The organism is Aeromonas sp. (assembly GCF_050252055.1).
GTDB classification, from domain to species: Bacteria; Pseudomonadota; Gammaproteobacteria; order Enterobacterales; family Aeromonadaceae; genus Aeromonas; species Aeromonas caviae.
In genome coordinates this window covers 163,282-188,137 of the sequence record NZ_JBFWLQ010000004.1, presented here as the reverse complement: position 1 = coordinate 188,137, position 24,856 = coordinate 163,282, and the positions used below count along the sequence as shown (strand labels likewise).

Here is a 24,856-nt window from a genome sequence, read left to right as displayed (position 1 = left end):
GATGGCGGCATTTGAATACAAGGCCCTCGACGGCAAGGGGCGCAACAAGAGCGGCGTGCTGGAAGGGGATTCTGCCCGCCAGGTGCGCCAGCTGCTGCGCGAGCAGGGGCTGACCCCCCTCGAGGTGAATGAGACCACCGAGAAGGCCAAGCGGGAGGCGAACCGCTTCGTGCTGTTTCGCCGTGGTGCCTCCACCGCAGAACTGGCCCTTATCACCCGCCAGCTGGCGACCCTGGTGGGGGCCGGTCTCACCATCGAAGAGGCCCTCAAGGCGGTCGCCGAGCAGTGCGAGAAGGCCCACCTGCGCAGCCTGGTGGCGACGGTGCGCAGCAAGGTGGTGGAGGGGTATTCCCTGGCCGATTCGCTGGGGGCCTTCCCCCATGTGTTCGACCAGCTGTTCCGCTCCATGGTGGCGGCCGGCGAGAAGTCCGGTCACCTGGAGAAGGTGCTCAACCGTCTCGCCGATTACACCGAGCAGCGCCAGCACATGCGCACCAAGCTGCTGCAGGCGATGATCTATCCCATCGTCCTCACCCTGGTGGCGGTGGGGGTCATCTCCATACTGCTCACCGCCGTGGTGCCCAAGGTGGTGGCCCAGTTCGAACACATGGGCCAGCAACTGCCGGGCACCACCCGTTTCCTCATCGGCACCAGCGAGCTGTTGCAGCACTACGGCCTCTGGTTCCTGTTGCTCCTTGGCATTGGCGGCCTGATCTGGCGCTGGTGGCTGACCGACGACAAGCGTCGTCGTCGCTGGCACCAGGTGATACTGCGCCTGCCGGTGATCGGTCGGGTCAGCCGCGGTCTCAACACCGCCCGCTTTGCCCGCACCCTGAGCATCCTCAACGCCAGCGCCGTGCCCCTGCTGGAGGGAATGAAGATCGCCGGCGAAGTGCTCTCCAACGACTATGCCCGCATGCGCATCGGTGAGGCCACCGAGCGGGTGCGGGAGGGGACCAGCCTGCGCAAGTCGCTGGATGAAACCAGAATTTTTCCGCCCATGATGCTGCACATGATCGCCTCGGGCGAGCAGAGCGGCGAGCTCGACAGCATGCTGGAGCGGGCGGCGGACAACCAGGACAGGGAGTTCGAAACCCAGGTGAACATCGCCCTCGGGGTGTTCGAGCCCATGCTGGTGGTCTCCATGGCCGGGGTGGTGCTGTTTATCGTGATGTCGATCCTGCAGCCGATCCTGGAGCTCAACAACATGGTGAATCTGTGAGGGTCGGGTGCCCGAATAGGCTTCGCCATTCGAACCTGCACATTCAATCGAACGATCGTGGTTTAACAGTTAATCGTTGATGGCTCATGCCATCTCATTTCGTTAGGGAGTCAGTCATGCAAAAGCGTCGTCAATCGGGTTTTACCCTGCTGGAAGTGATGGTGGTCATCGTGATCCTGGGGATCCTGGCCAGCCTGGTGGTGCCCAACCTGATGGGCAACAAGGAGAAGGCGGATCAGCAAAAAGCGGTCTCCGACATAGTGGCGCTGGAAAACGCCCTCGACATGTACAAGCTGGACAACAACCGCTACCCCACCACCGAGCAGGGGCTGGACGCCCTGGTCAACAAGCCGACCGCATCCCCTGAGCCGCGCAGCTACCGTGAAGGGGGCTACATCAAGCGCCTGCCGCAGGATCCCTGGGGTAACCAGTACCAGCTGCTGAGCCCGGGCCAGTTCGGCAAGATCGACATCTTCTCCATGGGGATGGACGGCGAAGCCGGGACCGATGACGACATCGGCAACTGGAACCTGAAGGACTTCCAATAAGTGATTCCGCCGCGTCGTGCTCACTGCGCCACCCCGGGGCTGCCTGAATGAAGGTGGCCTCTTCGGCCCGTCACCAGGCCGGTTTTACCCTGCTGGAGGTGTTGCTGGTCGCCATGTTGATGGGACTGGTGGCGACCGCCGTCACCCTCAGCATGGGGGGCGCCAGGGGGGATCGGGAGCTCGACAAGCAGGCGCGCCGCTTCATGGCGACCCTGCAGCAGGCCCAGGAGTATTCGGTCATGGATGGCAGGCTGCTGGGGCTGCGGGTCGAGGAGAACGGCTGGCAGTTTATGTCCCGGGATCCCAAGGATCGCAAGTGGCGCGCACTGACCGGTGACAAGCTGCTGGGGCCGGTGACGTTGCCGGAGGGGATGACCCTGGCGGCGGAGCTGGAAGGTTTCAACTGGCGCACTGCGTCGGACGAACGCCAGGAGCAGGGTCGGGACGAGCGTGAGCGGACACCCCAGATCCTGGTCTTTCCGGGGGGAGAGCTCTCTCCCTTCGTGCTGACCCTGAGCCAGCAGGACGAGGATCTGCACTACCTGCGTACCGTCAGGGGGGACGAGTTCGGTCGTCTCTCCCTGTTGCAGGATGAAGAGGAAGAAGAGTGAAGAGCGCCAGGCCCGCAGGGGGCGCTCTAGCGCGTCGCACCGCTCTGTCGGGCGGACACGCCCGGGTGCGCGGCATGACGCTGCTGGAGGTCATGGTGGCCCTGGCGGTGTTTGCCATCGCCGGGCTGGCGGTGATGAAGACCGCGAGCGAACACCTGGCTGGCCTCAATTATCTGGAGCAGAAGACCCTGGCGACCTGGGTGGTGGAGAATCAGCTGGTGCAGCAGAAGCTCGAAGGCAAGTGGCCGGGAGACAGCTGGGTGGAAGGGGACGAGGAGATGGCCGGGCAGACCTGGTACTGGCGCTATCGCGGCGTCGCCACGGCGGACAGCAACTTCAGGGCGCTGGACATGGAAGTGCGCACCGCGCCCAAGGCCGACAGCCCGGTGGCCATGATCCGGACCTATCTCAGCCGATGAACATTCATCAACGTGCGTCCATGATCCGGAGCCGGTGTCAGCCGATGATCCAGAGCAACACCCGCCCATCGCACCACCGCGGCTTTACCCTGCTTGAGATGCTGGTGGCCATCGCCATCTTCGCCACCCTGAGCCTGGGGGCCTATCAGGTGCTGCAAGGGGTGCTGACCAGCGACGAGGTGGCCAAGCGCAAGGAGGCCCGCCTCTCGGAACTGCAGCTCGCCTTCAGCCTGCTGGAGCGGGACATTACCCAGATGGTGCCGCGCAGCGGTCGCATCGACGGCGAGAACAACAAGGTGCTGCTGGCGGCGTCCCGCTTCGGCCAGCAGAGCGACGACTGGGGCATGGCCTTCATTCGCGGCGGCTGGCTCAATCCGGACGGCATACTGCCGCGCTCCGGCCTGCAACGAGTGGGTTGGCGTCTCAAGGGGCAGACCCTGGAGCGGTTGAGCTACCTCTATCCGGATCCGGCCATTGGCACCGAGCCGCGCATTCAGCCCGTGCTGACCGGCGTGACGGCGCTGCGCCTCTATTTCTACGACAAGGGACAGTGGAAGGAGGAGTGGACCCAGCGCGACCTGCTGCCCTACGGGCTGGCGGTGGAGCTGGAGCTTGAAGACTACGGCACCATCCGTCGCCAGTTCCTGATCGGTGCTGGTGGCCAGCGAGCGGACAATGGTTATTAAGCGCGGCCGGGGCCGATCCCGCACTACACTGGGCCGCCAGGGGGGCATGGCCCTGCTGGTGGTGCTGCTCATCCTCGCGGTGATGGTGATCGTCGCCAGCAACATGAGTGGCCGCCTGCAACTGGAGCTGCGCCGCACCGCCAACCTCACCCTGGGCAAGCAGGCCTGGTGGTATGCCATGTCGGCGGAGGCCCTGGTGATCAAGGTGCTGAACCAGGACTTCAAGGACGACCCGGATCGGGTGAGTCTGGGACAGAACTGGGCGCGGGAGGACGGGGTCTTCCCGGTGGAGGATGGCACTCTCTCGGGCCGGGTGCGGGATCTGCAATCCTGCTTCAACCTCAACAGCCTGAGCGTGCCCCTCAAGGAGGGGGAGAACGGCGACGATCTCGATGCCCAGCCTTACCAGTTCAAGGTGTTCCGGGCCCTGCTCGCCCAGCTCGAGGTGGATGATTACGAAGCGGTACAGCTGACGGACGCTATCCGCGACTGGACCGACAAGGATACCCAGCTGGTCTCGAGCAACGGGGCCGAGGATGCCTACTACGAGGGACTCAATCCTCCCTACCTGGTGGCTAACCAGCGGATGCTGGGCACCGACGAATTGCGGGCGGTGCGTGGGGTGAGCGCCAGCCTGTACGCCCGGTTGGCCCCCTATGTGTGCTCCCTGCCCAATGACAAGCTGGTGGTGAACATCAACACCATCCGGCCGGAGCAGGCGGCCCTGCTGGTGGGGCTCTACCAGGGGAAGATCGGGCTGGACGATGCCAAGCGGGTGCTGACCAACCGCCCCAAGAAGGGGTGGAAGAACAAGCAGGAGATGACGGAACAGTTGCAGGTTCAGCCGGGTGCCATCACCGGGCTGGATGGCGCCCTGGACATCAAGAGCAGCTTCTTCGAGGCCCGCCTGCTGGCGGAAGTGGGGGAGACCCGCGCCAGGCTTGAGACCGTCTTCCAGCGTGGCAAGGACAACAAGCTGGTGATGCTGCGTCGCCTGAGCGGCGGCGCCGAATAACAAGGGGGCGTGGGGCGGTTTCGCTGACCTGCGCATCCCCCGATTGGACTGCAACCCATGGCTGTGCGCCCGCCCCCTGAGGGAGGAGCGGGCATGGCAGGAGAGACATTAGTGAGCGAGAGTCTGGTCATCCGTCTGGGGACCAATGCGCAGCAGCCAGTGCACTGGCTGGTCTGGTCGGCGCAGGAGCAGGAGATCATCGCCTCCGGCATCCTGGCCTCGGCGCACGCCCTCGGCGAGCTGCAGGAGCGTGCCGGTGGTCGCCCCGTGGTGACCCTGGTGCCCGGCAGCGATCTTATCTTCCGGCGGGTCAATCTGCCGGGCAAATACAGCCGCCAGAGTGCGGCGGCCCTGCCCTATCTGCTGGAGGAGCAGATCGCCTCAGACGTGGACGATCTGCACCTGGTGGTGCTGGGCCATCAGGGCCGCGAGGTGGATCTGATGGCGGTGGACAAGGGGAAGATGCAGTCCTGGCTCGGCTGGCTGGAGCAGGCAGGGCTCAAGACCCTGCACCTGCTGCCCGACGTGCTGGCGCTGCCGCTCGCCGCCGATGGCTGGTCAGCCCTGCAACTGGGGGAGGAGTGGCTGGTCCGCCAGGGCCCCCATCAGGGCATAGTGGCGGAGGAGTCCCTGCTGGCCATGCTGCTGGCAGCGCAGACCGAACCCGTCACCCTTCACTGCCATACTCCCATCCCTGCCATGGCGGCGGGCAACTGGCAGGGGGCTGACCCGGAACTGCCCATGCTGTTGCTGGCGAAAGGGGCGCTGACCTGCCAGGCCAACCTGCTGCAGGGGCCCTATCGTCCCCAGACCGAATACGCCCGCTACTGGTTGCAGTGGCGCAAGGTGGCGGTGCTGGCAGGCGTATTGTTGCTGGTGGCCCTGGTGCAGCGCGGTGTGCATCTGCACCAGCTGACGGAACAGGACAAGGCCCTCAAGGCGGAGATCCGGCAGGTCTACACCCGGATCTTCCCGGGGGAGACGCGTATCGTCAACGTGCGCAGCCAGATGACCCAGCACCTCCAGCAGTTGGGGCAGGCTCCCCAGGATGGCGTCCTGTTGCTCCTGACCGAGCTGGCCCCGGTGTTTGCCGAGGTGCCCGGCCTCAAGCCCGAGGTGCTGCGCTTCGATGCAGCCCGGGGCGAGCTGAGGTTGCAGGTGACGGCCCCCGGCTTCACCGAGATCGAACGTTTCCGCGAGCTGGCGGGCAAGCGCTTCGAGGTGCAGCAGGGTGAGGTGCGAAGCACCGAAGGCAAGGTCGAAGGGGCGCTGGTGCTCAAGGGGAGGTCGTCATGATGGACAAACTGCAGAGCTGGTGGCGCGGCATCAGTGCCCGCGAGCAGCGGCTGGTGGCGGTGGGGGGCAGCGTGCTGCTCATCGGGCTCTTCTACTGGGCGATCTGGCAGCCGGTGGCAAATCGCATAGCCGAGCGCGAGCGGCAGGTGGTGAACCAGCAGCAGACCCTGGCCTGGCTCAAGGAGAAGGGACAGGAGGTGCTGGCGATGCAGGGGGGACAGGGGCGCCAGATCGATACCGGCGGTACCCTGGACGGTGTGGTGAACCGCACCGCCTTCAACCAGAAGATCAAGATTGCCCGCTTGCAGCCCCAGGGTCAGGAGCTGCAGGTATGGATAGACACGGTGCCGTTCGATGATCTGCTGATCTGGCTTGCGACCCTCTCGGATCAATACGGCGTCCAGGTGCAGATCATCGAGCTGGCCCGCGAGGGGCTGGCCCCCGGGCTGGTCAAGGTCAGACGTTTGCAGTTGAGTCGTTCCCAATGAAGCGAAAAATAGTGATCGCCAGTCTCTTCCTGCTGGCCTATCTCGGTTTCCTGTTGGCCCAGTTGCCAGCATCCCTGGTGGTGCGCCATCTGCCGCTGCCCCCCAATCTGGTGCGGTTGGAGGGGGTGAGCGGCACCCTCTGGAGCGGTCAGGCCGCCCGGGTGCAATATGCCAGCGAGTCCCTCACCCAGTTGCGCTGGGATCTCGATGGCTGGTCCCTGCTGCGGCTGGCGCCCGAGGTGTCGGTGCGCTTTGGCGAGCGCAGCGGGCTCAACGGGCAGGGGATCCTGGGTTGGAACGGTGCCGCTTTCGGGCGCGACATCACCCTGAATGCGCCGGCCCTCTGGGTGCTGGAGCGGGTGCCGATGAGACCTCCCTTCCCGCTGACGGCGGCGGGTCAGTTGCAGCTCAAGATCGACCAGTTTGCCCAGGGCACTCCCTGGTGCGACAACCTTTACGGGGATCTTCACTGGTATGACGCACAGGCGGACACCCCGGCGGGCAAGCTGACCCTGGGGGATCCCGAGATCACGCTCACCTGTCTCGACTCCCGGCTGGTGGCCGAGATCAAGCAGGGCTCGGAGGCGGTGCAGGTGCTGGGCAAACTGGAGTTGCAGGCCAATCGCCAGTACCTGTTCCAGGGCACCCTGAAACCGGGTCCCGAGCTGCCGGACCAGATGAAACAGGGGCTCCCCTTCCTCGGCCAGCCCGATGGGCAGGGGCGCTTCCCGCTGCGTTATCAGGGCCGCATCTGACGGCGTTGCCCATGGTTTGAACCACCCCGCCCCGGCGGGGTGGTGTCGTTATGGGCGCGCGCCGGCTGGCGCCGTGATGAGGTGATTGAGGAAGAAGCTGAACAGCTCGGCCCGGGAGTGCAGGTTCAACTTGGCGTAGAGGTGCTTGCGGTGATTCTTCACCGTGCCGCTGCCGATGCCGAGCGCACCGGCAATGGCCTCGGTATCCAGCCCCTGCAACAGCAAACCCGCCACCTGGCGCTCCCGCCGGGTTAGCTGATCTCCCCCCACACTGGCGATAGCCTGCTCCACCGCCCCCTTGAGGTCAGTGCCATCTGACCTGGCCGGACTGCGGGCCAGGCGGGGTGTCTCTTCCCGCCAGTGCTGGCGACACAGCGAATGCACCAGCGGGAACAGTGCCTCCAGCCTGGCCAGCTCGTCACGGCTGAGGGAGCTGCGCTTGTCGAGGCGGCCCAGAAACAGCATCAGGGTGAGGCCGCCGCGCACCGGCAGGATCAGCCCCACCTCCTCCTGCCAGCCGGTGGCCTGATAGAAGTGGTGGCGATACTCGGGGTCGAGCCGCCCCCGCGACACCTGCGACAGGGTCCAGACCCCGGCACCCAGCCCCTGCTCCAGCGCCTGCATGAAGGGATCCTGACTGAAGTGGCGGGTGAGGTAGCGGTCGAACAATAGGGCCCGCTGATGATGCAGGTTGTCGTAGAGGTAGACGGGGCGCAGCCCCACCCCGAGCAGCAGGGCACAGTCGAATGCCACCTGTTGCTGGATGAGGCGAACCAGGGCTGCCGGGAAGCCGCTGCCGTGCAGGGCATCGACGGCGGCGGTCAGGCTCAGGGTATCCGTGGCAGGAGACAGGGGCATGGCGATGGGCTCCGGGTCAGGGAATGGTTTCCCCACGATGGCAGGATGCTAGCACGGGAGTGGCAAAACTGTCCCTTGGGGGACATATCTGCCAGCACCGCAAACGGCGAGGATGGCCCTCTTTCTCTTGCTGTTGGAGCCCTCCATGACAAATCCTCACCTGCTCGATGAGCTGACCCAGCGCGGCCTGGTGGCCCAGAATTCCGACCCGGTGGCGCTGGCCGACCATCTTGCCACCCCGCGCACCGTCTACTGCGGGTTCGATCCCACCGCTGGCAGCCTGCACATCGGCCACCTGGTGCCACTCCTGATGCTGCGCCGCTTCCAGCTGGCGGGCCACACCCCGGTGGCCCTGGTGGGCGGGGCCACCGGCCTTATCGGCGATCCCAGCTTCAAGGCAAGCGAGCGCACCCTCAACAGCGCCGAGACGGTGCAGGGCTGGGTCGCCAGCCTGTCGGCCCAGATAAGCGCCCTGCTGCCAGCGAGCGACGGGCTGGCGGCGCCGCTGCTGGTCAACAACGCCGACTGGATGGGGCAGATGTCCGCCCTCGATTTTCTGCGGGACATCGGCAAGCACTTCTCGGTCAACGCCATGCTGGCCCGCGAATCGGTGCGCCAGCGCCTGGCCCGCCCGGATCAGGGGATCTCGTTCACCGAGTTCTCCTACGCCCTGCTGCAATCCCAGGACTTCGCCGTGCTCAACCAGCGCCTCGGCTGCACCCTGCAGATCGGCGGCAACGACCAGTGGGGCAACATCACCAGCGGCATGGATCTCACACGGCGGCTGCATCAGGCCCAGGTCTATGGCATGACGCTGCCGCTCATCACCAAGGCCGATGGCACCAAGTTCGGCAAGACCGAGGGGGGCGCTATCTGGCTCGACCCGGCGCTCACCTCCCCTTACGCCTTCTACCAGTTCTGGCTCGGCACCGCAGACGAGGATGTCTACCGCTTCCTGCGCTACTACAGCTTTATGCCGCTGGCCGAGATTGAGACGCTGGAGGCGGAGGATGCGAAGCGGCAGGGGCGCAAGCTGGCCCAGCAGGTGCTGGCGGACGAGCTGACCGAACTGGTACACGGCAAGGGGGCGCTGGCGGCGGCGCAGCGCATCAGCGAATCGTTGTTCAGTGGCGAGGTAGCGCGCCTTGGGGAGAGCGATCTGGCCCAGCTGGCGCAAGATGGCATGCCAAGCAGCTGCATCAAGGGGGAAACGGATCTGGTGACCCTGCTGGTGGAGTGCGGCCTGGCCAACTCGAAGCGGATCGCCCGCGAGCTGCTGGCGGCGGGAGCCGTCAGCGTCAACGGTGCGATCCGCCAGGATGAGCCGCTCACCGCCGACGATCGGCTGTTCGGCCGCTACCTGATGCTGCGCCGGGGCAAGAAGCAGTACCACCTGGTTATCTGCTCATGAAGGGGTGAGCGCCTCGATGACGTAGTCGAGGAAGTGGCCGACCAGGGCCGACTCGGCCCGGCGCTGGGTATAGAGAGCGTAGAAATGGGCCCCCTTGGGGCGATAGTCCGGCAGCACTTCGCGCACCACCCCCTCGGCCAGCTCGGCCGCCACCAGGTAGCGCGGCAGGCGGGCTATCCCCAGTCCCTGGCGCATCCCCTGGTGAATCGCCTTCTTGCTGCTGAAGGCCAGCTCGCCCGCTACCTCGAGAGGGATCTCGCGCCCCTGGGCAAGCAGGGGCCAGCGCTCGTGGCGGCCGTACTCCTGGCTGCGGGTGATGAGGCTGTGCTGGTGCAGATCTTGCGGTGTGCTGAGGGGCGGGTGGCGGTCGAGGTAGTCGGCGCTGGCGCAGAGCACCAGATCGTCCACCGCGATGGGGCGCGCCAGGTAGGGCTGGGTGCCGAGCTCAGTGCTGCGAAACGCCACGTGCAGGTTGTCGCGCAGCAGGTCGGCCGGGGTATTGCTGAAGTCGGCGATGATCCGCACCTCCGGGTGGTCGGCGCGAAAGCGCAGCAGTACCGGAGTCAGCACCACTTCTCCCCAGAGATCCGGCGCCGTGATGCGCAGCTCCCCGCACAGTGCCGAGCGGCGGCGCTGCAGGCCGTCCAGCAACTGCTCGTGCAGGGCGATCATCTGGTCGGCCTGGCGGTAGGCGAGCTCTCCTGCGTCGGTCAGTTGCACCCGGCGGGTGGTGCGACTCAGGAGCACGCTGCCGAGGCTCTGCTCCAGGTGGCGCAGATCTTTTGACGCCTTGCTCGGGGTGATGCCGAGCTGGGCCGCCGCCGCGGCGAAGGATCCACAGCGGACGATGGCGACCAGCAGGCGCATCAGGTAGAGGGTGTCGAGCTTGTGGTGACTCATGAGGGGTGGCCTATTGTGTCTTGCTGGGAATGAATGTCTTGCTTGTGTGCCTGATTATATCCTCCCGGCCCGGGTTTATAGTGGCCGCCATGCCATTGCGATCCCGGGAGAGGACGATGAACAAGACACTGGGCGACAGCTTCCACTTCGAGCGAGCCGGATTGCGGCTCAAGAACCGGGCCGTGCTGGCCCCTTTGACCCACAACATGAGCGGCGCAGGCGGTGATCCCGGCCAGGCCGAGCTCGACTGGCTGGCGCGCTGCGCCCGTGGCGGCTTCGGCCTGCTCATCGCCGCTGCCACCCAGGTGCGGCCCGGCGGACGCTGCTGGGCGGGGCAGCCTGCCCTGATGACGGACGCCCAGCAGCAGGCCTTCACGGCCCTGGCCGACAGTGCGCGGCAGGTCGGGGCGCTGGCGGTGGTGCAACTGCATCACGGCGGGATGCGGGCTCTGCCCGAGCTGAACGACGGGGCGCCAGTCGGCCCGTGCGCGCTGGCGCCGGGCGGGCGTTACCCCCTCGGGGTCAAGGGGCTGAGCGAGGAAGAGATTCTGACGCTCATTGACGCCTTTGTGATCGCTGCGGAGCGGGCCCATGGTGCCGGCCTGCACGGGGTCGAGCTGCACGCAGCCCACCACTTCCTGCTCTGCAACTTCCTCAACCCCCTGCACAACCGGCGCACCGACCGCTGGGGGGGCAGCCTCGCGAACCGGGCGCGGATCCTGGTGGAGATAGTGCGCGGCATTCGCGCCCGTCTACCCCGGGGCTTCCTGGTCGGGGTGCGTCTCTCCCCCGAGAGCTATGCCCATATCCAGGGCATCGAACTGGCCCATCAGCTGGCGGTGGCGCGCCTGCTGGCGGACGAGGGGATCGACTACCTGCACTTCTCCATGGGGGACAGCTTCAAGGCGGTGGCGGGGGATCCCGACGGCGGCGCCCTGCTGGAGGCGGTAAGGGTCGGGTTGGCCGGGCGGGTGCCGCTCATGGTGGCGGGCAAGATTAGCGACGCAGATTCGGCGGAGCGGGCTCTGGCCGGCGGCGCCGATCTGGTGGCGGTGGGCACGGCGGCCCTTGGCAATCCGGACTGGATGGAACGGGTGAGCCGCGGCCTGCCTCTGCATGCAGCCCCTTTCACGGCGGCGCACCTCACGGAGGTCGGCTTCACCCCAAGCGCCCTCGACTACCTGGCCGGCATGGGGGTGCTGGCCCCGCGCGATGCGGCCTGAGGGCTTTCATGAACGGGATGCGCTCGGCAGGCTGTTGAGCTGATGTGACAAGGCCCTCATGAAGAGGGCCTTGTGCGTGTCAGGCGCCGAGAGGGAGCAGGTCGGCGTAGTCGTCGAGCGCCGGGAAGTGCTGGAAGGTGAGCGGCGGCATCTGGCTGTCGGGGTGACGGATGCCGAGCTGGTGGGCGATGCCGAACTCGGCCGAGGCAGCCAGGATCCGCTCGCTGTCATCCACGAACAGGGTGCGGGCCGGGTCGAACGCCAGCCGCTCGGCCAGTGCCTGCCAGCAGTGCTGGCTCTCCTTCGACCACCCGAGCTCATGGGTGCTCACCATCAGATCGAGGTGCTGGGCGAGGCCGAGGCGTGCATCCTTCACCGACAGGCTGGCGGGATGGGCATTGGTGAAGAGCACTACCTGCTTGCCGGCGGCCTTGAGTGCGGCCAGGAAGGGAATGACGTTGGGGCGCCACTGGATCTTCTCCAGGATCTCCTGTTTGAGGGCGCGGATGTCGAGCCCGAGCGTCCGGGTCCAGTAATCCACGCAGTACCAGTCGAGCGTGCCGTTGACCGCATGATAGTGGGTGTCTATCTGCGCCTTCGCCTCGGCTAGCGGCAGGCCGAGTCGCTCGGCGTAGCGCACCGGCACCAGGGTTTGCCACAGATGGCTGTCAAAATGGAGATCGATCAGGGTGCCATCCATGTCGAGCAACACGGTATCAATCTGGTGCCAGGGCAGGGGAGTCGACATGGGGCCTCGCGATGTCTGTGGTGATGGGAAAAACGGGGCGCATTATAACGGATTTTTCAGACATCTTTCCCCTCTTTGCCCCGTGGTGTTCGGCAGGGGAGTCGTTTACTCTTGAAACACGATTTTTTAACGAGCAGTCAGCCCCCGATGAGCGATCCCCACAAGCGCAATCCCGTCCACCTCAGTGTCGAGACCATGGCCCATGACAAGAGCAAGCCGGAGATCCTCAAGGCCGAGATCGTGGCCGAGAGCCGGCTGTTCAAGGTGGAGTCCCTTCACCTGAAATTCTCCAACGGCGAGGAGCGGGTCTACGAGCGGATGCGCGGCGGCAATCGGGGTGCCGTCATGGTGGTGCCCCTGTTCGATGCCCACACCCTGCTGCTGGTGCGCGAGTACGCGGCGGGCACCCACTCCTACGAGCTGGGTTTCCCCAAGGGATTGATAGACCCCGGTGAAAATGCCTTCGAGGCGGGCAACCGGGAGCTGATGGAGGAGGCGGGCTTCGGGGCGAGCAGCCTGACCCTGCTCAAGCAGGTGTCGCTGGCGCCGGGGTATTTCTCCAGCCGGATGGACATCTTGCTGGCGCGGGATCTCTACCCCGAGCAGCGGGTCGGTGACGAGCCCGAGCCTCTCGAGGTGATCCCCTGGCCCCTCAACCGGATCGACGAGTTGCTGGCACGACCGGACTTCACCGAGTCGCGCAGCATCAGTGCCCTGCTGCTGGCCAGCAAATGGCTGGCGGAGCAGGGAAATTAGCCCGCAGAGGGTCTGTTTGGCAATCAGAGGCAGAGGTAAGCACCATGCAGGAGTTGTTGGCCTGGATACCCGAGGTCAAGGAGATCGCCCGTGAGGCGGGCAGGATCCTTCACGAGATCTATCGCGGCGGTCAGTTCGAACGCCAGTTGAAGGAGGATGCGACCCCGGTCACCAGTGCCGATCTTGCTGCCGATGCCTACCTCAAACAGGCGCTGGCAGCGCTCACTCCCCATGTCCCCGTGCTGACCGAAGAGGCGGCCGACATCCCCTTCAGCCAGCGTGCGAACTGGCGCCAGTACTGGCTGGTGGACCCGCTGGACGGCACTGGCGAGTTCATCGCAGGCAGCGGCGACTTCGCCACCCTGATCGCCCTGGTGCGGGACAATGTCCCGGTGCTCGGGGTCATCTATGCTCCCGAATCCGATCTGCTTTACTGGGCGGTGCGCGGTCACGGCGCCTTCAAGGAGGCGAACGGCGAGAGCCGTCCCATCAGCGCCATCCATCATGAACACGATCAGCCTGACTCTCTGGTGGTGGCCATCAGCCGCCGCCAGAAACTGGAGAACCTGACCCGTCGCCTCAACCCGGCCATCCACTACGAGCTGATCCCGCTCGGCTCCAGCTCCCTCAAGTCCTGCCTGGTGGCGGAAGGCGTGGCGGATTGCTACGTGCGCCTGGGCCCCACCGGGGAGTGGGATACCGCTGCCGCCCAGTGCATCGTGGAGGCGGCAGGGGGGCGCATCCTCAGCCTGGCGCTGCAACCGCTGAGCTACAACGAGACCGAGTCGCTGGAGAACCCGGACTTCATCGTGATGGGGGACCCGGATCTCGCCTGGGGTCGCATTCTGGCCCACTGACGGGTCGACCAGCTCGCAGGGAATGCAATCAGGCGACCACAGGGTCGCCTGATTGCATTGGTGTGATCCACTGGCTGGTTGCGGGGATTTCAGGGAGATTCGCTAGTGATGGCGATAACGGCAGTGGATCATCACATCCAATCTGGCTGCACTGGCATAAATTTCAGTTAATTCTGAAAACATGCATTTCATCGAAACAAAAAATCGACGTCGGTTTTAATTTTGGTTTTATATTCCTAACTTTTGGTTAATTTCAGGATTAATTGAATAATCCGGGGTGAAATTTCCTCCCAATCTCACTGGTGGAACAGGGCTTTGCCAGTGAGATCTGCCAGTCTCCATTTTTGAGAATTAAATGCTAAAGGAGCACAATGTTTTTAGATTTTAATACTACGTAAAAGTGATTTATCGATGAATTTATCTGCAGACGTCTCACGGGAGCTGTCCGGTTCCCACTCCACCATGGCCAGCACCGGCTGGCGTCGCCACGACACCCACTGGGTCATCAGCCTGTTCGGCACCGCCGTCGGCGCCGGCATCCTGTTCCTGCCCATCAACCTGGGTCTGGGGGGGATCTGGCCCCTCGTCATCGTCGCCGTGCTGGCCGGTCCCATGACCTTCCTGGCCCACCGCGGGCTGGCGCGTTTCGTGCTATCGTCGTCGCGCCCCCAGGCCGACTTCACCGAGGTGGCCGAGGAGCATTTCGGCAAGATGGCCGGGCGCCTCATCTCGGCGCTCTATTTCCTCTCCATCTTCCCGATCCTGCTCATCTACGGCGTCGGGCTGACCAACACGGTGGAGAGCTTCATGGTCAACCAGCTCGGCCTGGCCTCCCCGGATCGGGTGATGCTCTCCGGCGTGCTGGTGTTCGCCATGATCGCCGTGATGCTGGCCGGCGAGAAGGCGATGTTGCGGGCCTTCGCCGTCATGGTCTACCCGCTGGCGGCGATCCTGCTGGCCCTCTCCTGCTACCTCATTCCCCAGTGGCAGTGGCCGGAAGTGACCGCCTTTGAAGGCACGAGTTTCCTCAACACCGTCTGGCTGGCGTTGCCGGTCACCGTGTTCGCCTTCAGCCACGCCGCCGCCATCTCGGGCTTTGCCAACGTGCAGCGCCGGGAGTACGGGGAGCAGGCCGAAACCAAGAGCGGCCTGATCCTGCGCAACACCACCGTCATGCTGGTGGGATTCGTGCTCTTCTTCGTCTTCTCCTGCGTGCTGAGCCTCTCCCCGGCTCAGTTGGCCGAGGCCAAGGCCCAGAACGTCTCCGTGCTCTCCTATCTCGCCAACATCACCGACAACCCGGTGATCGTGACCCTGGGGCCGCTCATCGCCTTCATCGCCATCAGCTCCTCCTTCCTCGGCCACTTCCTCGGTGCCCGCGAGAGCCTGAAAAGCCTGATCGCCAAGCCCACCGGCCTGCCGCTGGCGAAGGCGGACAAGCTCGGCATCGTCCTGATGTTCTTCGCCATCTGGGGCGCCGCCATCATCAACCCGGGCATTCTGGGGTTGATGGAGACCCTCTCCGGCCCTGTCATCGCCATGATCCTCTTCATCATGCCGGTGGTGGCCATCTACAAGGTGGAGGCGCTGGCCGGCTTCCGTCACCGTTGGGTCAACGGCTTCATCCTGCTGACCGGTGCCCTGGCGGTCTCGGCCCTGCTGTTCAGCCTGCTGAAATAAGCCAGGCCGTCAGCATCAAGCAAGAGAGGCGACCCCCGGGGGTCGCCTCTCTTGCTTCTGCTCTCTGGTTGCCTTGCCGTCGTCTCACCCCAGCTTGGCGCCATTCTCCACCGCCTGCTCGGGGATGGCGATCACCACGGCGCCATCCGGGCGATAGAAGCCGGTCAGCAGAAACTCCGACTGGATGGGGCCTATCTGCTTGGGGGGAAAGTTCACCACGGCGACGATCTGGCGGCCCACCAGATCCTCCGGTCGATAGAGGTCGGTGATCTGGGCGCTGCTCTTGCGCACCCCGAGCTCGGGGCCGAAATCCGCCCACACCTTGTAGGCGGGGCGGCGCGCCTCGGGGAAGGGCTCGACCCGCACCAGGGTGCCCACCCTGAGCTCCACCATCTCGAAATCCTGCCAGCTTATGGTCTGCATCTTGGCTCCTCGTTGCCCATACCTTGCATGAGCCTCAGCATGCCTCGAGTGCCCGGGAATTGTCTTCGGCAAAGAGCCGACCGATTACGGCAGGCAGCCGTTTTGCCGGCGCCAGAGGGAAGGGGTCAGTCCGGTCTCGGCCAGGAAACGCTCGGCAAAGGCTCCCTGGTTCTGGTAGCCGCAGCGGCTGGCCACTTCGCCGACTGGCAGCCGGGTGCGGGCGAGCAGGGTGCGGGCCAGCGCCATGCGCCGCATCCTGAGGTAGTGGGAGACGCTCGTGCCCACCTGCTGGCGAAAGGCGTGTTTGAACTGGCTCAGGCCGAGGCAGGCGATGGCGGCGAGTTCCTCGTTGGTGAGGGGGTCTGCGAGGTGGGCTTCCATATGACGCTGCACCTTGGCGATACGAGGGGCTATGCGGGGAGCGACGGCGGGGCCCATGCCGCGTCCCTCGGTCAGCAGCCCGAGCCACACCTGATCCATGCCGGCCACGTGGCGCCCCTCGGCCACCATGCGGTGCAGGAAGGCGAGGTAGTGGCGCTGGGCCTCATCCAGCTCGACGAAGGGGTGGTCCCCCAGGGCTGCCGGCAGCCAGTGGCTCTCCTGCACCAGAAACACGTGCGCCGGGTCGGCGGCGTAGTCGTGGCGAAGGCCAGGGGCGATGATGCAGGCAAAACCGGGGGCGAGACGACATCCCCGACCCTGCACCTCGATCTCGAGGGGACCGACGAGGGGGATCACCAGCTGGGCGTGGTCATGACTGTGGCTCTGCATGTCGCTCTGGTAGTGACGCAGGCTGAAGGGGGAGGCGGCAGATAAGCATGACGCGGCACCGGGCCGCGTCATTGAAAGGGATGCATCGTTTGCCATGGGCAGCCGCATTACTCGGCGTCGAAGTCTTCGATCTCTTTGCCAAGGGCTTCCATGATGGCGCGGGCCTCGGCGGGGACGCTGTCCGGGTGATCCTTGCGCAGGTCGTCGTCACAGGGCAGCGGCTGGCCGGTGAAGGCGTGCAGGAAGGCTTCGCAGAGCAGCTCGCTGTTGGTCGCATGACGTAGGTTGTTCACCTGGCGACGGGTGCGCTCATCGGTCAACACCTTCAGCACCTTGAGCGGGATCGAGACGGTTATCTTCTTGACCTGTTCGCTCTTCTTGCCGTGCTCTGCATAGGGGCTGACGTAGTCGCCGTTCCACTCTGTACCCATGTTCCACCTGTAGTCGTTTGGCCGTGAGCGCGGATTTTAACCCTTAAGGAATTCAATGGCAATCCAACAGCAAAGCCATTTAGACGTCTAGAAGTGTTGACGGCTTTTTTAAGGTGGCGTAGTGTGGTGCACCATGGGCCGGCAGTCCGGCCAGCGAAAATGAGAGCGGGGCTGGACGACCCACGAGGCGGACCGGCTCCGGCAACCCATCAAGGAGAGTGACATGACCCACAAGGCCACCCTGGCGGTACGCACCGGGATTGAGACAGATACGCAGCACGGTGCCGTGGTGCCCCCCATCTACCTCTCCAGCAACTACACCTTTGCCGACTTTGGCGAGCCCCGTCAATACGACTATGCCCGTTCCGGCAACCCGACCCGCACCAATCTGGCGGACGCCCTGGCGGCCCTGGAAGGGGGAGCCGGCGCCGTGGTGACCGGCACCGGCATGGGGGCCGTTCACCTGGTGACCACGGCTCTGCTCAAGGCGGGGGATCTGCTGATCGCTCCCCACGACTGCTACGGCGGCACCTGGCGCCTGTTCGAGTATCTGGCGGCCAAGGGCCACTACCAGGTGCAGTTCGTGGATCAGGGAGACGAGGTGGCGCTGGCCGCCGCGCTGGCCCAGAAACCCGCACTGGTGTGGGTGGAGACCCCCTCCAACCCGCTGCTGCGGGTGGTGGACATCGCCGCCATCGCCGAGGCCTCCCACGGGGTGGGGGCCCAGGTGGTGGTGGACAACACTTTCCTCTCCCCCTTGCTGCAACAGCCCCTGGCCCTTGGTGCCGACGTGGTGGTCCACTCCACCACCAAGTACATCAACGGCCACTCCGACGTGGTCGGGGGTGTGGCGATCGCCAAGGATCAGGCTCTGGCCGACTCCCTGGTGTGGTGGGCCAACTGCCTGGGGCTCACCTCCGGTGCCTTTGACTCCTACCTCACCCTGCGGGGCCTGCGCACCCTGGCCCCGCGCCTGCGCACCCATCAGGAGAACACGGATCGTATCCTCGCCTTCTTGCAGCAGCAGCCGCTGGTCAAGCGTATCTATCACCCCAGCCTGCCGAGCCATCCAGGCCACGACATTGCGCGCCGTCAACAGTCCGGCTTTGGCGCCATGCTAAGTTTTGAGCTCGATTGCAACGAGACGGGGCTGCGCGCCTTCCTCGCGGGGCTGCGCCTCTTCTCGGTGGCGGAGTCCCTCGGCGGGGTGGAGAGTCTGGTGGCCCATCCGGCCAGCATGACCCACAGGGCCATGACCCCTGCGGCCCAGCAGGCGGCGGGTATCAGTGCCCAGTTGCTGCGCCTGTCGGTGGGGATCGAACACGGTGAGGATCTGGTGGCCGATCTGGCCCAGGGGTTTGAACAGGCGCAGTTGGCACAACAGGCAGAGCAGGTGAAGTAATGGAACAACAACAAGGAGAGTGTGTGGTGGCAACAGAGGCAGTCTTCAAGCGGCGCCATGTACACAAGTTCGGCGGCAGCAGCCTGGCGGATCCGGTCTGTTATCGCCGGGTCGCCAGCATTGTCGAGCAACAGGTGGGGGGCAACGAGCTGGTGGTGGTCTCCGCCGCGGGCAAGACCACCAACCGGCTGATCCAGCTGGTGGAGCTGGCGGAAGCGGGGGATGAGGCCGCAGGCGAAGCCATCACCGCCCTGCACGCCTATCAGCAAAGCCTGATCGACGGCCTGCTGGAAGGGGAGCTTCACCTCGATCTGAGCCAGCAACTGACGGGTGACATGCAGCTGATCGCCAAGACCCTGGAGGGGCAGTTTGACCGCTTCGAGCGCAACGGCCTGCTCGCCTTTGGCGAGGTGTGGTCCGCCCGCCTGCTGGCTGCCCTGCTCACCAGCCGGGGTGAGGCGGCCGCCTGGCTCGATGCTCGCAGCTTCCTGCGCGCAGAAGACGGCGCCCTCATCAAGGTGGATACCGCCCTCTCCAGCGAGCTGCTCAAGGCTCGGCTGGCCGAGCACGCCGGTCGCATCGTGGTGACCGGCTTCATTGCCGCCGACATGGAGGGGCGTTCCCTGCTGCTGGGACGCAACGGCTCCGACTACAGTGCCAGCCTCCTGGCGGCGCTGGCGGACGGCGAGTCCACCACCATCTGGAGCGACGTGGCCGGGGTCTACAGTGCCGACCCGCGCCGGGTGAAAGAGGCGCGTCTGCTGGAGCGCCTGAGCCTGGCCGAGGCCAACGAGCTGGCGCGCCTGGGCTCCTCGGTGCTGCATTCGCGTACCCTGCAGCCGGTGGCCGACAGCCGTCAGCGCCTCACCCTGCGCTGCAGCTACAATCCGGACGAAGGCTGCACCCACATCCTGCGCCGTGCGCCCCGCTCCGGCGGTGCCCGCATCGTCTCCTCGGTGGATCAGATAGCCCTCATCGAGCTCAAGGTGCTGCCGCAGACGGACTTTGAGCAGACAGTGGCGGCCATCGAGGCCCATCTGGCCCGCCATCGCCTCCATCCGCTCACCCTGCAGCGCCAGCCGGATCGACGGGTCCTGCGTCTGGCCTACACCCTGGAGGTGGCACAAGGGGCCTTCGAGGTGCTCCGTGACTTCCAGTTGCAGGGCAACTTTACCGGCCTCATCCAGAAGGAGGGGTTCAGCCTGGTCGCCCTGGTGGGGGCCGGCGTCACCGACAACGCCGAGCAGTGCCACCGTTTCTACCAGCTGCTGGCGGATCAGCCTCTGGAGTTCGTGCAGGTGGCCAAAGACGGCCTGAGCCTGGTGGCCGTGCTGCGCCAGATCGTGCTGGAGCCGCTGCTCATCGCTCTGCACAGTGCTCTGTTCAGCCGCCCGACCCGGGTCGGGCTGGTGGTGTTCGGCAAGGGCAATATCGGCGGTCACTGGCTGGGGCTCTACGCCCGCGAGAAGGCGCGCCTCGAGCATGAGCTCAATCTGGCGCTCACCCTCTACGGGGTCTTCGACTCCAAGGGCGGGCTGCTGGACGAAGAGGGGCTGGATCCCCTCAAGGTACAGGACAACTTCCATCCCAAGCCGCTCATCTGGCCGGAGCTGCTCTCCCAGCTGGAGCAGCACAGTTTTGATTCTCTGATCGCGCTCGACATGACCGCCAGCGAGACGGTGAGCCGCTACTACCCGGACTTTGCCCAGCTCGGCATCCACATCATCGCCGCCAACAAGTTTGCCGGTGCCGCCGACAGCGAGTTTTACCAGCGCATCAAGCAGACCTGCCGCGACCATCAGGTGCAATGGCGCTACAACGCCACCGTGGGGGCCGGGCTGCCCATCCAGTCCAGCATCCAGATGCTGCGCCAGAGCGGTGACCGCATCCAGGGGGTCTCCGGCATCTTCTCCGGCACCCTCTCCTGGCTGTTCCAGCAGTATGACGGCACTCGCCCCTTCTCCGAACTGGTGGACGAGGCGTGGCAACACGGCCTGACCGAGCCGGATCCCCGGGAGGATCTCTCCGGTCAGGATGTGCGCCGCAAGCTGCTCATCCTGGCGCGGGAGGCGGGCTTCGAACTCGACTCCGCCGACATCGAGCTGGAGAACCTGGTGCCGGTGGCCCTGCGCAAGGTGACTGCGGATCAGTTCATGGACAGGCTCAAGGAGCTGGATGACCCTATCCAGACCGCCTTCGAGGGGGCGCGCCGGGTCGGCAAGGTGCTGCGTTATGTCGCCCGCTTCGAGCACGACGGCAAGGCCCGCGTCGGGCTGGAGGCGCTGGAGCCCCATCACCCGTTTGCCAACCTCTTGCCCTGCGACAACGTGTTCGCCATCGAGAGCGACAGCTATCGCACCAACCCCCTGGTGATCCAGGGGCCGGGAGCGGGCCGGGAAGTGACGGCCGCCGCCATCCAGTACGATCTCTGGCAGATCTGCGCCAGCCTCTGAGGCTGCGTGACACGATGCAATGAGAAGAGGCGCCCCAGGGCGCCTCTTCTGTTATCGGGTGGCGGAGTTACCAGAACAGCCGGCCCAGGAGGGGGGCGAGCAGCACGGTGGCCATGCCGGCGATCATCATCACCATGCTGGAGACCACCCCCTCCTCGTTGCCCATCTGATAGGCCCTGGCTGTCCCGGCCCCATGGGCCGAGGCACCAAAGCCCGCGCCTTTGCCGAGGCGGCTGCGGATGGCGAGCACGGTGAGCACGCTTTCTCCCACCGCCATGCCGATGACGCCGGTCAGCACCACGAACAGGGCGGTGAGATCGGCGTTGCCACCCACGGAACGGGTCGCCTCTACCGCGAAGGGGGTGGTGATGGATCTCATGGCCATGCTGCGCTGCAACAGCTCGGAGAGGTTGAGCCAGCGGGCCAGCAGCACTGTGCTGCCCACCGCCATTACCACGGACGCCACGACCCCGACCGAGAGGGAGAGCCAGTGGCGGCGCATCAGCTGGCGATTCTCGTAGACGGGCACCGCGAAGGCGACGGTGGCAGGGCCCAGCAGCCAGAGCAGCCAGTGGGATTCGGCCATGTAATCCCGGTAGGGAATGTGGAACAGCATCACCACGGCCACCAGCAGGGTGGGGGCCAGCAGCAGCGGCATCAGGGGCAGGATGCGCTTTTTGCCATAGAGCCACTTGCTGGCGTAGTAGAAGAGCAGGGTCAGGGCGAAGCAGAGCAGGCCGAGCAGGGTATCAGACATGGCGGCGACTCCGGCGGGCCAGTTTCAGCTCGAGGCGATAGACCCTGTCCACCACCAGCGCCGTAGTGCCGAGCACCAGCACGGTGCTGACGATCAGGACCACCATGATGCGCCACCCCTCCTGCAGCAGCAGCTCCTGATAGTTGACCACGGCCACCACGGCGGGGACGAAGAAGAGCAGCATCTCCGCCAGCAGCCAGCGGGCCCCGGCACTGAACCACTGGGCCTTGACCACCCCGAGCAGGATGCAGACCAGCAGCAGCAACATGCCGGTGAGGTTGGCGGGCAGGGGCAGGTGCAAGGTGCGCACTGCGATGTCGGCCAGCAACCAGATGGCCGCCAGCAGGGCGATTTGGAAGGGGGTTTGCAACCAGCGAAGGCAGAGGGTTTTCATGGCAAGCGTCTTTCTGTGAACCTGCTCACAGTATAGAGAGGGACCAAACCTGCAAAAAATGAATTTAAATTATCAAAATCATGCCAAAGAGGCATGATTTAGCCAGCCATCCCCGTCAAGAGAGCACCATGGATATTCGAGCCCTGCGTTACTTCGTCGAGCTGGTGCGGGAGCAGAGCTTCACCCGCGCCTCCGAGAAGCTGTTCGTCACCCAGCCCACCATCAGCAAAATGATCCGCAACATGGAAGAGGAGCTGGGCCAGCCCCTGCTGAGCCGGGTTGGCCGCCGCTTCACCCTGACCGACAGCGGCCAGGTGCTGTTCAATCGGGCCCAGACCATCCTGGCGGAGATGCAGCAGCTGGAGGCGGAGCTGGCGGATCTGCAGAGCCTGCAATCCGGGCGTCTTGCTCTCGGCATCCCGCCCATGGTGGGCCATGTCTATGCGGATCTCATTCGTACCTATCGCAGCCGCTACCCCGGTGTGGAGCTATCCATCGTCGAATATGGCGGGCGGCGCATCGAGCAGGCGGTGCTGGCGGGGGAGCTGGATCTCGCCATCACCATGCTGCCGACCAGGGAAGAGGGGGCCCTCTGCGCCCTGGATCTGGACAGTTACCCCATCCGGGTGGTGCTACCGGACCTGCCCCGCTGGCGCGAGGGGGGCGAGATCCGGCTGGAGGCTCTGCGGGACGAACCCTTCCTGCTCTATACCCAGGCCTTCACCCTGAGCGAGCGGCTGGAGCAGGCCTGCGAGCAAGCCGGGTTCGTGCCCCAGGTGGCGGCCCGCAGCAGCCAGTGGGACTTCCTCACCGCCATGGTGCGAAGCGGCATGGGGGTCGCCTTCCTGCCGGAGCCCATCTGCCGGCGGCTAACGCCGGACGGCCTGGTGTTGCGCCCTCTGGCCCCGGCGCTGAGCTGGCGACTCGGGGTGATCTGGCCAGGGGATCGCTACCTCTCCCGCACCGCCGAGGCCTGGCTTGCCCTGTGCCGCGAGCAGGGCTGAGGGAGGGGGGACTCGGGTTAGGGGGTCCCCGGTGACGCCATGCCTGTGACGAAGCGGGCATAGGCTGCGGAGTGTCGCACCTCCTCAATCTCGTCCCACACCTGTTGGCTGAGATCGGGGTGGGCTTGATGGAAGGGGTGGGAGAAGATGAGGTAGTAGGGTTTTTCGACCAGGGGAGGGGTGATCCGCTCGAGTGTGGCCTGCAACTGCGGGTGGGCGGCCAGGGTCCGTTCTGCGACCCCGGTTTGCAGGGCGGCGGCAACGGCGCGCTGCATCGCGACCTTCTTGAGCAGGATCAGTGGCTCCCTGCTGGAGTCATCCACCCTGACACCGCGTTCCTGCAGCTGGGCGACGATGGAGAAGCCGGATTGCGCCGCAATGACGCCATGGGCGACGAGCTGCCGGCCATCCCAGCGAACCTGTCCGCCTTTTGGCTGGTAGAGGCTGTAGCTCTCGGTAAGCAGGCGCTTGGCGGGATCAGGTGCCCCCTGTCGCATGGGATAGACCCCTATGGTGCGAGCACGCTCTTCGCTGTAGCTCAGCTTGACGGCGGCATCGAGCTGGCCCTGGCTGACGAGGGAGAGGCAGCGTTTCCAGGGCAGGGGGGTGAGAATGATGGGATGCCCGATCCGGTTTGCCACCTCCTTGAGGTGGAACTGCACTATCCCCTCGCCGGACATCAGCAACCAGGGAGGCGAATTGCTGTTCTCCATGCAGGCACGAATGCTGCCGGGGGCGGCCATGACGCAGGTCGGCAGCAACCAGGACAGCAGCGTCAGGCAGAGAGTGCGCAAGGGGAGCTTGCCTGATAGGGGAGAACCGGCGAGCCAGTCAGGGAGCGATGCCAAAGTCATCCCTCATCGGGTCATAGAGATAGGAGCGGTAGTCGGTGCTCTCGTCGGGCAACTGCGGGTTGGTCAGCCGGAAGATCTGGCGTGAATCGAGCCGGGCAAAGACCAGGGAAGGCTGGAAATGATGGCGCCAGAGGCGCTGCAGGGAGCCATCTTTCCATGCCAGTTGCAGGCCGCGCAAAAGGCGCTCGCGCTCCTTGCTGTAGGTGGCGTGGCTGTAGAGGGAGTGGATGAGCGGATAGAAGAGGGCGACATGGCTATCCACGGTCAGCCCCGGCAGGCCGGGTCTGTGGTTTTTCCACTCGCTCAATATCTCGTTGGCACCACGGCAGAAGAGATCGATCCGGCCACGGGCCACCAGGCGAAACAGTGACTCATAGTTATCCACCTCCTGCACCCTGAAGCCGTTGTAGCGCAGGATGTCGGCATCCCGCCAGCCTGTGCCCACCCCTTGCGTGAACTGCTGCAACTGGGACAGGGTGTGAACCCCGGCCAGGGCCTGGGCACGGGCGCTGCCGACAAAACAGACCCGGTAGCCGAGCACGCCCAGATCGATGGGGAAGGGGACCAGGGTGACACCGGGTTGAGGGATCTCCTGGGGCCAGCTGTCGACGATGAAGAGGGCATTCTTGCCCGGCGTTTGCACTTCGAGCCGCATCCTCGCCTTGTTCATCCTGATGGCGTCGAGCAGTTCATAGTCGCCGTAATCGGGCCGTGTTTTCTCCAGCGCCAGCCGCATCGCCGCCCGGTAATAATTCATGCGGACATCCTGTTGGGTTTCCCCGGTGATCAGGGTGAAGCGGGTGGCCGCCATCGTGAGGGACGGGAGGGAGAGGGCGAGCAAAAGGAGCAGGATTCGATGCATCTTGACCGGGTTCGGCAACGGGATTGTGCCCA

General features: G+C 65.2%; 27 protein-coding genes. 17 read left to right on the top strand and 10 right to left on the bottom strand.

Annotation, left to right across the window (positions count from 1 at the left end; all coding sequences use genetic code 11):
- The first annotated feature begins 1 nt into the window (after nucleotide 1).
- The 9 genes from exeF (at nucleotide 2) to exeN (ending at nucleotide 7,040) form a co-directional block, all read left to right on the top strand.
- Nucleotides 2-1,222, top strand: coding sequence for a GspF family T2SS innner membrane protein variant ExeF (gene exeF, locus AB7E19_RS09000; RefSeq protein WP_039040588.1), 1,221 nt, complete (start codon nucleotides 2-4; stop codon nucleotides 1,220-1,222).
- A gap of 116 nt (nucleotides 1,223-1,338) precedes the next feature.
- On the top strand, nucleotides 1,339-1,770 hold the full coding sequence (exeG, locus tag AB7E19_RS08995; RefSeq protein WP_010675723.1) for a GspG family T2SS major pseudopilin variant ExeG: 432 nt from the start codon (nucleotides 1,339-1,341) through the stop codon (nucleotides 1,768-1,770).
- 47 nt (nucleotides 1,771-1,817) lie between these two features.
- Nucleotides 1,818-2,381: a GspH family T2SS minor pseudopilin variant ExeH gene (gene exeH, locus AB7E19_RS08990; RefSeq protein WP_201933026.1), complete on the top strand. Its 564-nt coding sequence runs from the start codon at nucleotides 1,818-1,820 to the stop codon at nucleotides 2,379-2,381.
- Nucleotides 2,382-2,446: 65 nt separating this feature from the next.
- Nucleotides 2,447-2,800 (top strand): GspI family T2SS minor pseudopilin variant ExeI, encoded by a 354-nt coding sequence (gene exeI, locus AB7E19_RS08985; protein ID WP_257713654.1) that lies wholly within the window; start codon nucleotides 2,447-2,449, stop codon nucleotides 2,798-2,800.
- Between the two features lie 44 nt (nucleotides 2,801-2,844).
- Entirely contained in the window at nucleotides 2,845-3,486 is a 642-nt protein-coding gene (gene exeJ, locus AB7E19_RS08980) for a GspJ family T2SS minor pseudopilin variant ExeJ (RefSeq protein WP_322131130.1), read from the top strand.
- Nucleotides 3,476-4,501, top strand: a complete 1,026-nt coding sequence (exeK, locus tag AB7E19_RS08975) for a GspK family T2SS minor pseudopilin variant ExeK (protein ID WP_322131129.1) — start codon at nucleotides 3,476-3,478, stop codon at nucleotides 4,499-4,501. Before exeJ ends, exeK begins: the two co-directional genes overlap by 11 nt.
- A gap of 111 nt (nucleotides 4,502-4,612) precedes the next feature.
- A complete protein-coding gene (gene exeL / locus AB7E19_RS08970) occupies nucleotides 4,613-5,797 on the top strand; it encodes a GspL family type II secretion system protein ExeL (protein ID WP_427935132.1) in 1,185 nt (394 codons plus the stop codon).
- Nucleotides 5,794-6,285, top strand: coding sequence for a GspM family type II secretion system protein ExeM (gene exeM, locus AB7E19_RS08965; protein ID WP_010675717.1), 492 nt, complete (start codon nucleotides 5,794-5,796; stop codon nucleotides 6,283-6,285). Before exeL ends, exeM begins: the two co-directional genes overlap by 4 nt.
- Nucleotides 6,282-7,040 (top strand): GspN family type II secretion system protein ExeN, encoded by a 759-nt coding sequence (gene exeN, locus AB7E19_RS08960; RefSeq protein WP_322131128.1) that lies wholly within the window; start codon nucleotides 6,282-6,284, stop codon nucleotides 7,038-7,040. The genes exeM and exeN overlap by 4 nt, the downstream gene beginning before the upstream one ends.
- 48 nt (nucleotides 7,041-7,088) lie before the next feature.
- Here the strand turns inward: exeN and AB7E19_RS08955 are convergent, their stop codons facing one another.
- Entirely contained in the window at nucleotides 7,089-7,898 is an 810-nt protein-coding gene (locus AB7E19_RS08955) for a helix-turn-helix transcriptional regulator (protein WP_427935007.1), read from the bottom strand.
- Between the two features lie 145 nt (nucleotides 7,899-8,043).
- Between AB7E19_RS08955 and tyrS the strand changes: the two genes are divergently transcribed.
- Complete coding sequence (gene tyrS / locus AB7E19_RS08950; RefSeq protein WP_427935005.1) at nucleotides 8,044-9,309, top strand: tyrosine--tRNA ligase; 1,266 nt, start codon at nucleotides 8,044-8,046, stop codon at nucleotides 9,307-9,309.
- Here tyrS and AB7E19_RS08945 read toward each other — a convergent pair.
- A complete protein-coding gene (locus tag AB7E19_RS08945; RefSeq protein WP_042864913.1) occupies nucleotides 9,304-10,209 on the bottom strand; it encodes a LysR family transcriptional regulator in 906 nt (301 codons plus the stop codon). The genes tyrS and AB7E19_RS08945 overlap by 6 nt on opposite strands.
- A 116-nt stretch (nucleotides 10,210-10,325) precedes the next feature.
- Between AB7E19_RS08945 and AB7E19_RS08940 the strand changes: the two genes are divergently transcribed.
- On the top strand, nucleotides 10,326-11,432 hold the full coding sequence (locus tag AB7E19_RS08940; protein ID WP_427935002.1) for an NADH:flavin oxidoreductase: 1,107 nt from the start codon (nucleotides 10,326-10,328) through the stop codon (nucleotides 11,430-11,432).
- Between the two features lie 79 nt (nucleotides 11,433-11,511).
- On the opposite strand, the gene yrfG is transcribed toward AB7E19_RS08940, so the two are convergent.
- Complete coding sequence (gene yrfG / locus AB7E19_RS08935; protein ID WP_043152800.1) at nucleotides 11,512-12,180, bottom strand: GMP/IMP nucleotidase; 669 nt, start codon at nucleotides 12,178-12,180, stop codon at nucleotides 11,512-11,514.
- Between the two features lie 147 nt (nucleotides 12,181-12,327).
- On the opposite strand from yrfG, the gene nudE reads away from it, so the two are divergent.
- From nudE to AB7E19_RS08920, 3 genes are all read left to right on the top strand, one after another.
- Complete coding sequence (gene nudE, locus AB7E19_RS08930) at nucleotides 12,328-12,936, top strand: ADP compounds hydrolase NudE (RefSeq protein WP_039040577.1); 609 nt, start codon at nucleotides 12,328-12,330, stop codon at nucleotides 12,934-12,936.
- Nucleotides 12,937-12,980: 44 nt separating this feature from the next.
- Nucleotides 12,981-13,793: a 3'(2'),5'-bisphosphate nucleotidase CysQ gene (gene cysQ, locus AB7E19_RS08925; RefSeq protein ID WP_010675709.1), complete on the top strand. Its 813-nt coding sequence runs from the start codon at nucleotides 12,981-12,983 to the stop codon at nucleotides 13,791-13,793.
- Between the two features lie 411 nt (nucleotides 13,794-14,204).
- On the top strand, nucleotides 14,205-15,473 hold the full coding sequence (locus AB7E19_RS08920) for an aromatic amino acid transport family protein (protein WP_322131123.1): 1,269 nt from the start codon (nucleotides 14,205-14,207) through the stop codon (nucleotides 15,471-15,473).
- Nucleotides 15,474-15,557: 84 nt separating this feature from the next.
- On the opposite strand, the gene AB7E19_RS08915 is transcribed toward AB7E19_RS08920, so the two are convergent.
- The 3 genes from AB7E19_RS08915 to metJ all read right to left on the bottom strand — a co-directional run bounded on the left by AB7E19_RS08915 (nucleotide 15,558) and on the right by metJ (nucleotide 17,098).
- Entirely contained in the window at nucleotides 15,558-15,896 is a 339-nt protein-coding gene (locus AB7E19_RS08915; protein ID WP_010675707.1) for a tRNA-binding protein, read from the bottom strand.
- A gap of 84 nt (nucleotides 15,897-15,980) precedes the next feature.
- Nucleotides 15,981-16,739, bottom strand: coding sequence for an AraC family transcriptional regulator (locus AB7E19_RS08910; RefSeq protein ID WP_052815545.1), 759 nt, complete (start codon nucleotides 16,737-16,739; stop codon nucleotides 15,981-15,983).
- 35 nt (nucleotides 16,740-16,774) lie between these two features.
- Nucleotides 16,775-17,098: a met regulon transcriptional regulator MetJ gene (gene metJ / locus AB7E19_RS08905; protein WP_005327165.1), complete on the bottom strand. Its 324-nt coding sequence runs from the start codon at nucleotides 17,096-17,098 to the stop codon at nucleotides 16,775-16,777.
- A 223-nt stretch (nucleotides 17,099-17,321) separates the two neighbouring features.
- Between metJ and metB the strand changes: the two genes are divergently transcribed.
- Both metB and AB7E19_RS08895 read left to right on the top strand, forming a co-directional pair.
- Complete coding sequence (metB, locus tag AB7E19_RS08900) at nucleotides 17,322-18,500, top strand: cystathionine gamma-synthase (RefSeq protein WP_010675705.1); 1,179 nt, start codon at nucleotides 17,322-17,324, stop codon at nucleotides 18,498-18,500.
- On the top strand, nucleotides 18,500-20,953 hold the full coding sequence (locus AB7E19_RS08895) for a bifunctional aspartate kinase/homoserine dehydrogenase II (RefSeq protein ID WP_408763073.1): 2,454 nt from the start codon (nucleotides 18,500-18,502) through the stop codon (nucleotides 20,951-20,953). Before metB ends, AB7E19_RS08895 begins: the two co-directional genes overlap by 1 nt.
- A 67-nt stretch (nucleotides 20,954-21,020) precedes the next feature.
- Here AB7E19_RS08895 and AB7E19_RS08890 read toward each other — a convergent pair whose 3' ends face one another.
- On the bottom strand, nucleotides 21,021-21,710 hold the full coding sequence (locus AB7E19_RS08890; RefSeq protein WP_010675703.1) for an LrgB family protein: 690 nt from the start codon (nucleotides 21,708-21,710) through the stop codon (nucleotides 21,021-21,023).
- A complete protein-coding gene (locus tag AB7E19_RS08885; RefSeq protein WP_039040574.1) occupies nucleotides 21,703-22,104 on the bottom strand; it encodes a CidA/LrgA family protein in 402 nt (133 codons plus the stop codon). Before AB7E19_RS08885 ends, AB7E19_RS08890 begins: the two co-directional genes overlap by 8 nt.
- A gap of 128 nt (nucleotides 22,105-22,232) precedes the next feature.
- Between AB7E19_RS08885 and AB7E19_RS08880 the strand changes: the two genes are divergently transcribed.
- Nucleotides 22,233-23,108: a LysR family transcriptional regulator gene (locus AB7E19_RS08880; protein ID WP_039040573.1), complete on the top strand. Its 876-nt coding sequence runs from the start codon at nucleotides 22,233-22,235 to the stop codon at nucleotides 23,106-23,108.
- Nucleotides 23,109-23,125: 17 nt separating this feature from the next.
- On the opposite strand, the gene AB7E19_RS08875 is transcribed toward AB7E19_RS08880, so the two are convergent.
- Entirely contained in the window at nucleotides 23,126-23,956 is an 831-nt protein-coding gene (locus AB7E19_RS08875) for a transporter substrate-binding domain-containing protein (protein ID WP_322131871.1), read from the bottom strand.
- Nucleotides 23,940-24,773 (bottom strand): hypothetical protein, encoded by an 834-nt coding sequence (locus AB7E19_RS08870; RefSeq protein WP_080944108.1) that lies wholly within the window; start codon nucleotides 24,771-24,773, stop codon nucleotides 23,940-23,942. Before AB7E19_RS08870 ends, AB7E19_RS08875 begins: the two co-directional genes overlap by 17 nt.
- Nucleotides 24,774-24,856: the final 83 nt, after the last annotated feature.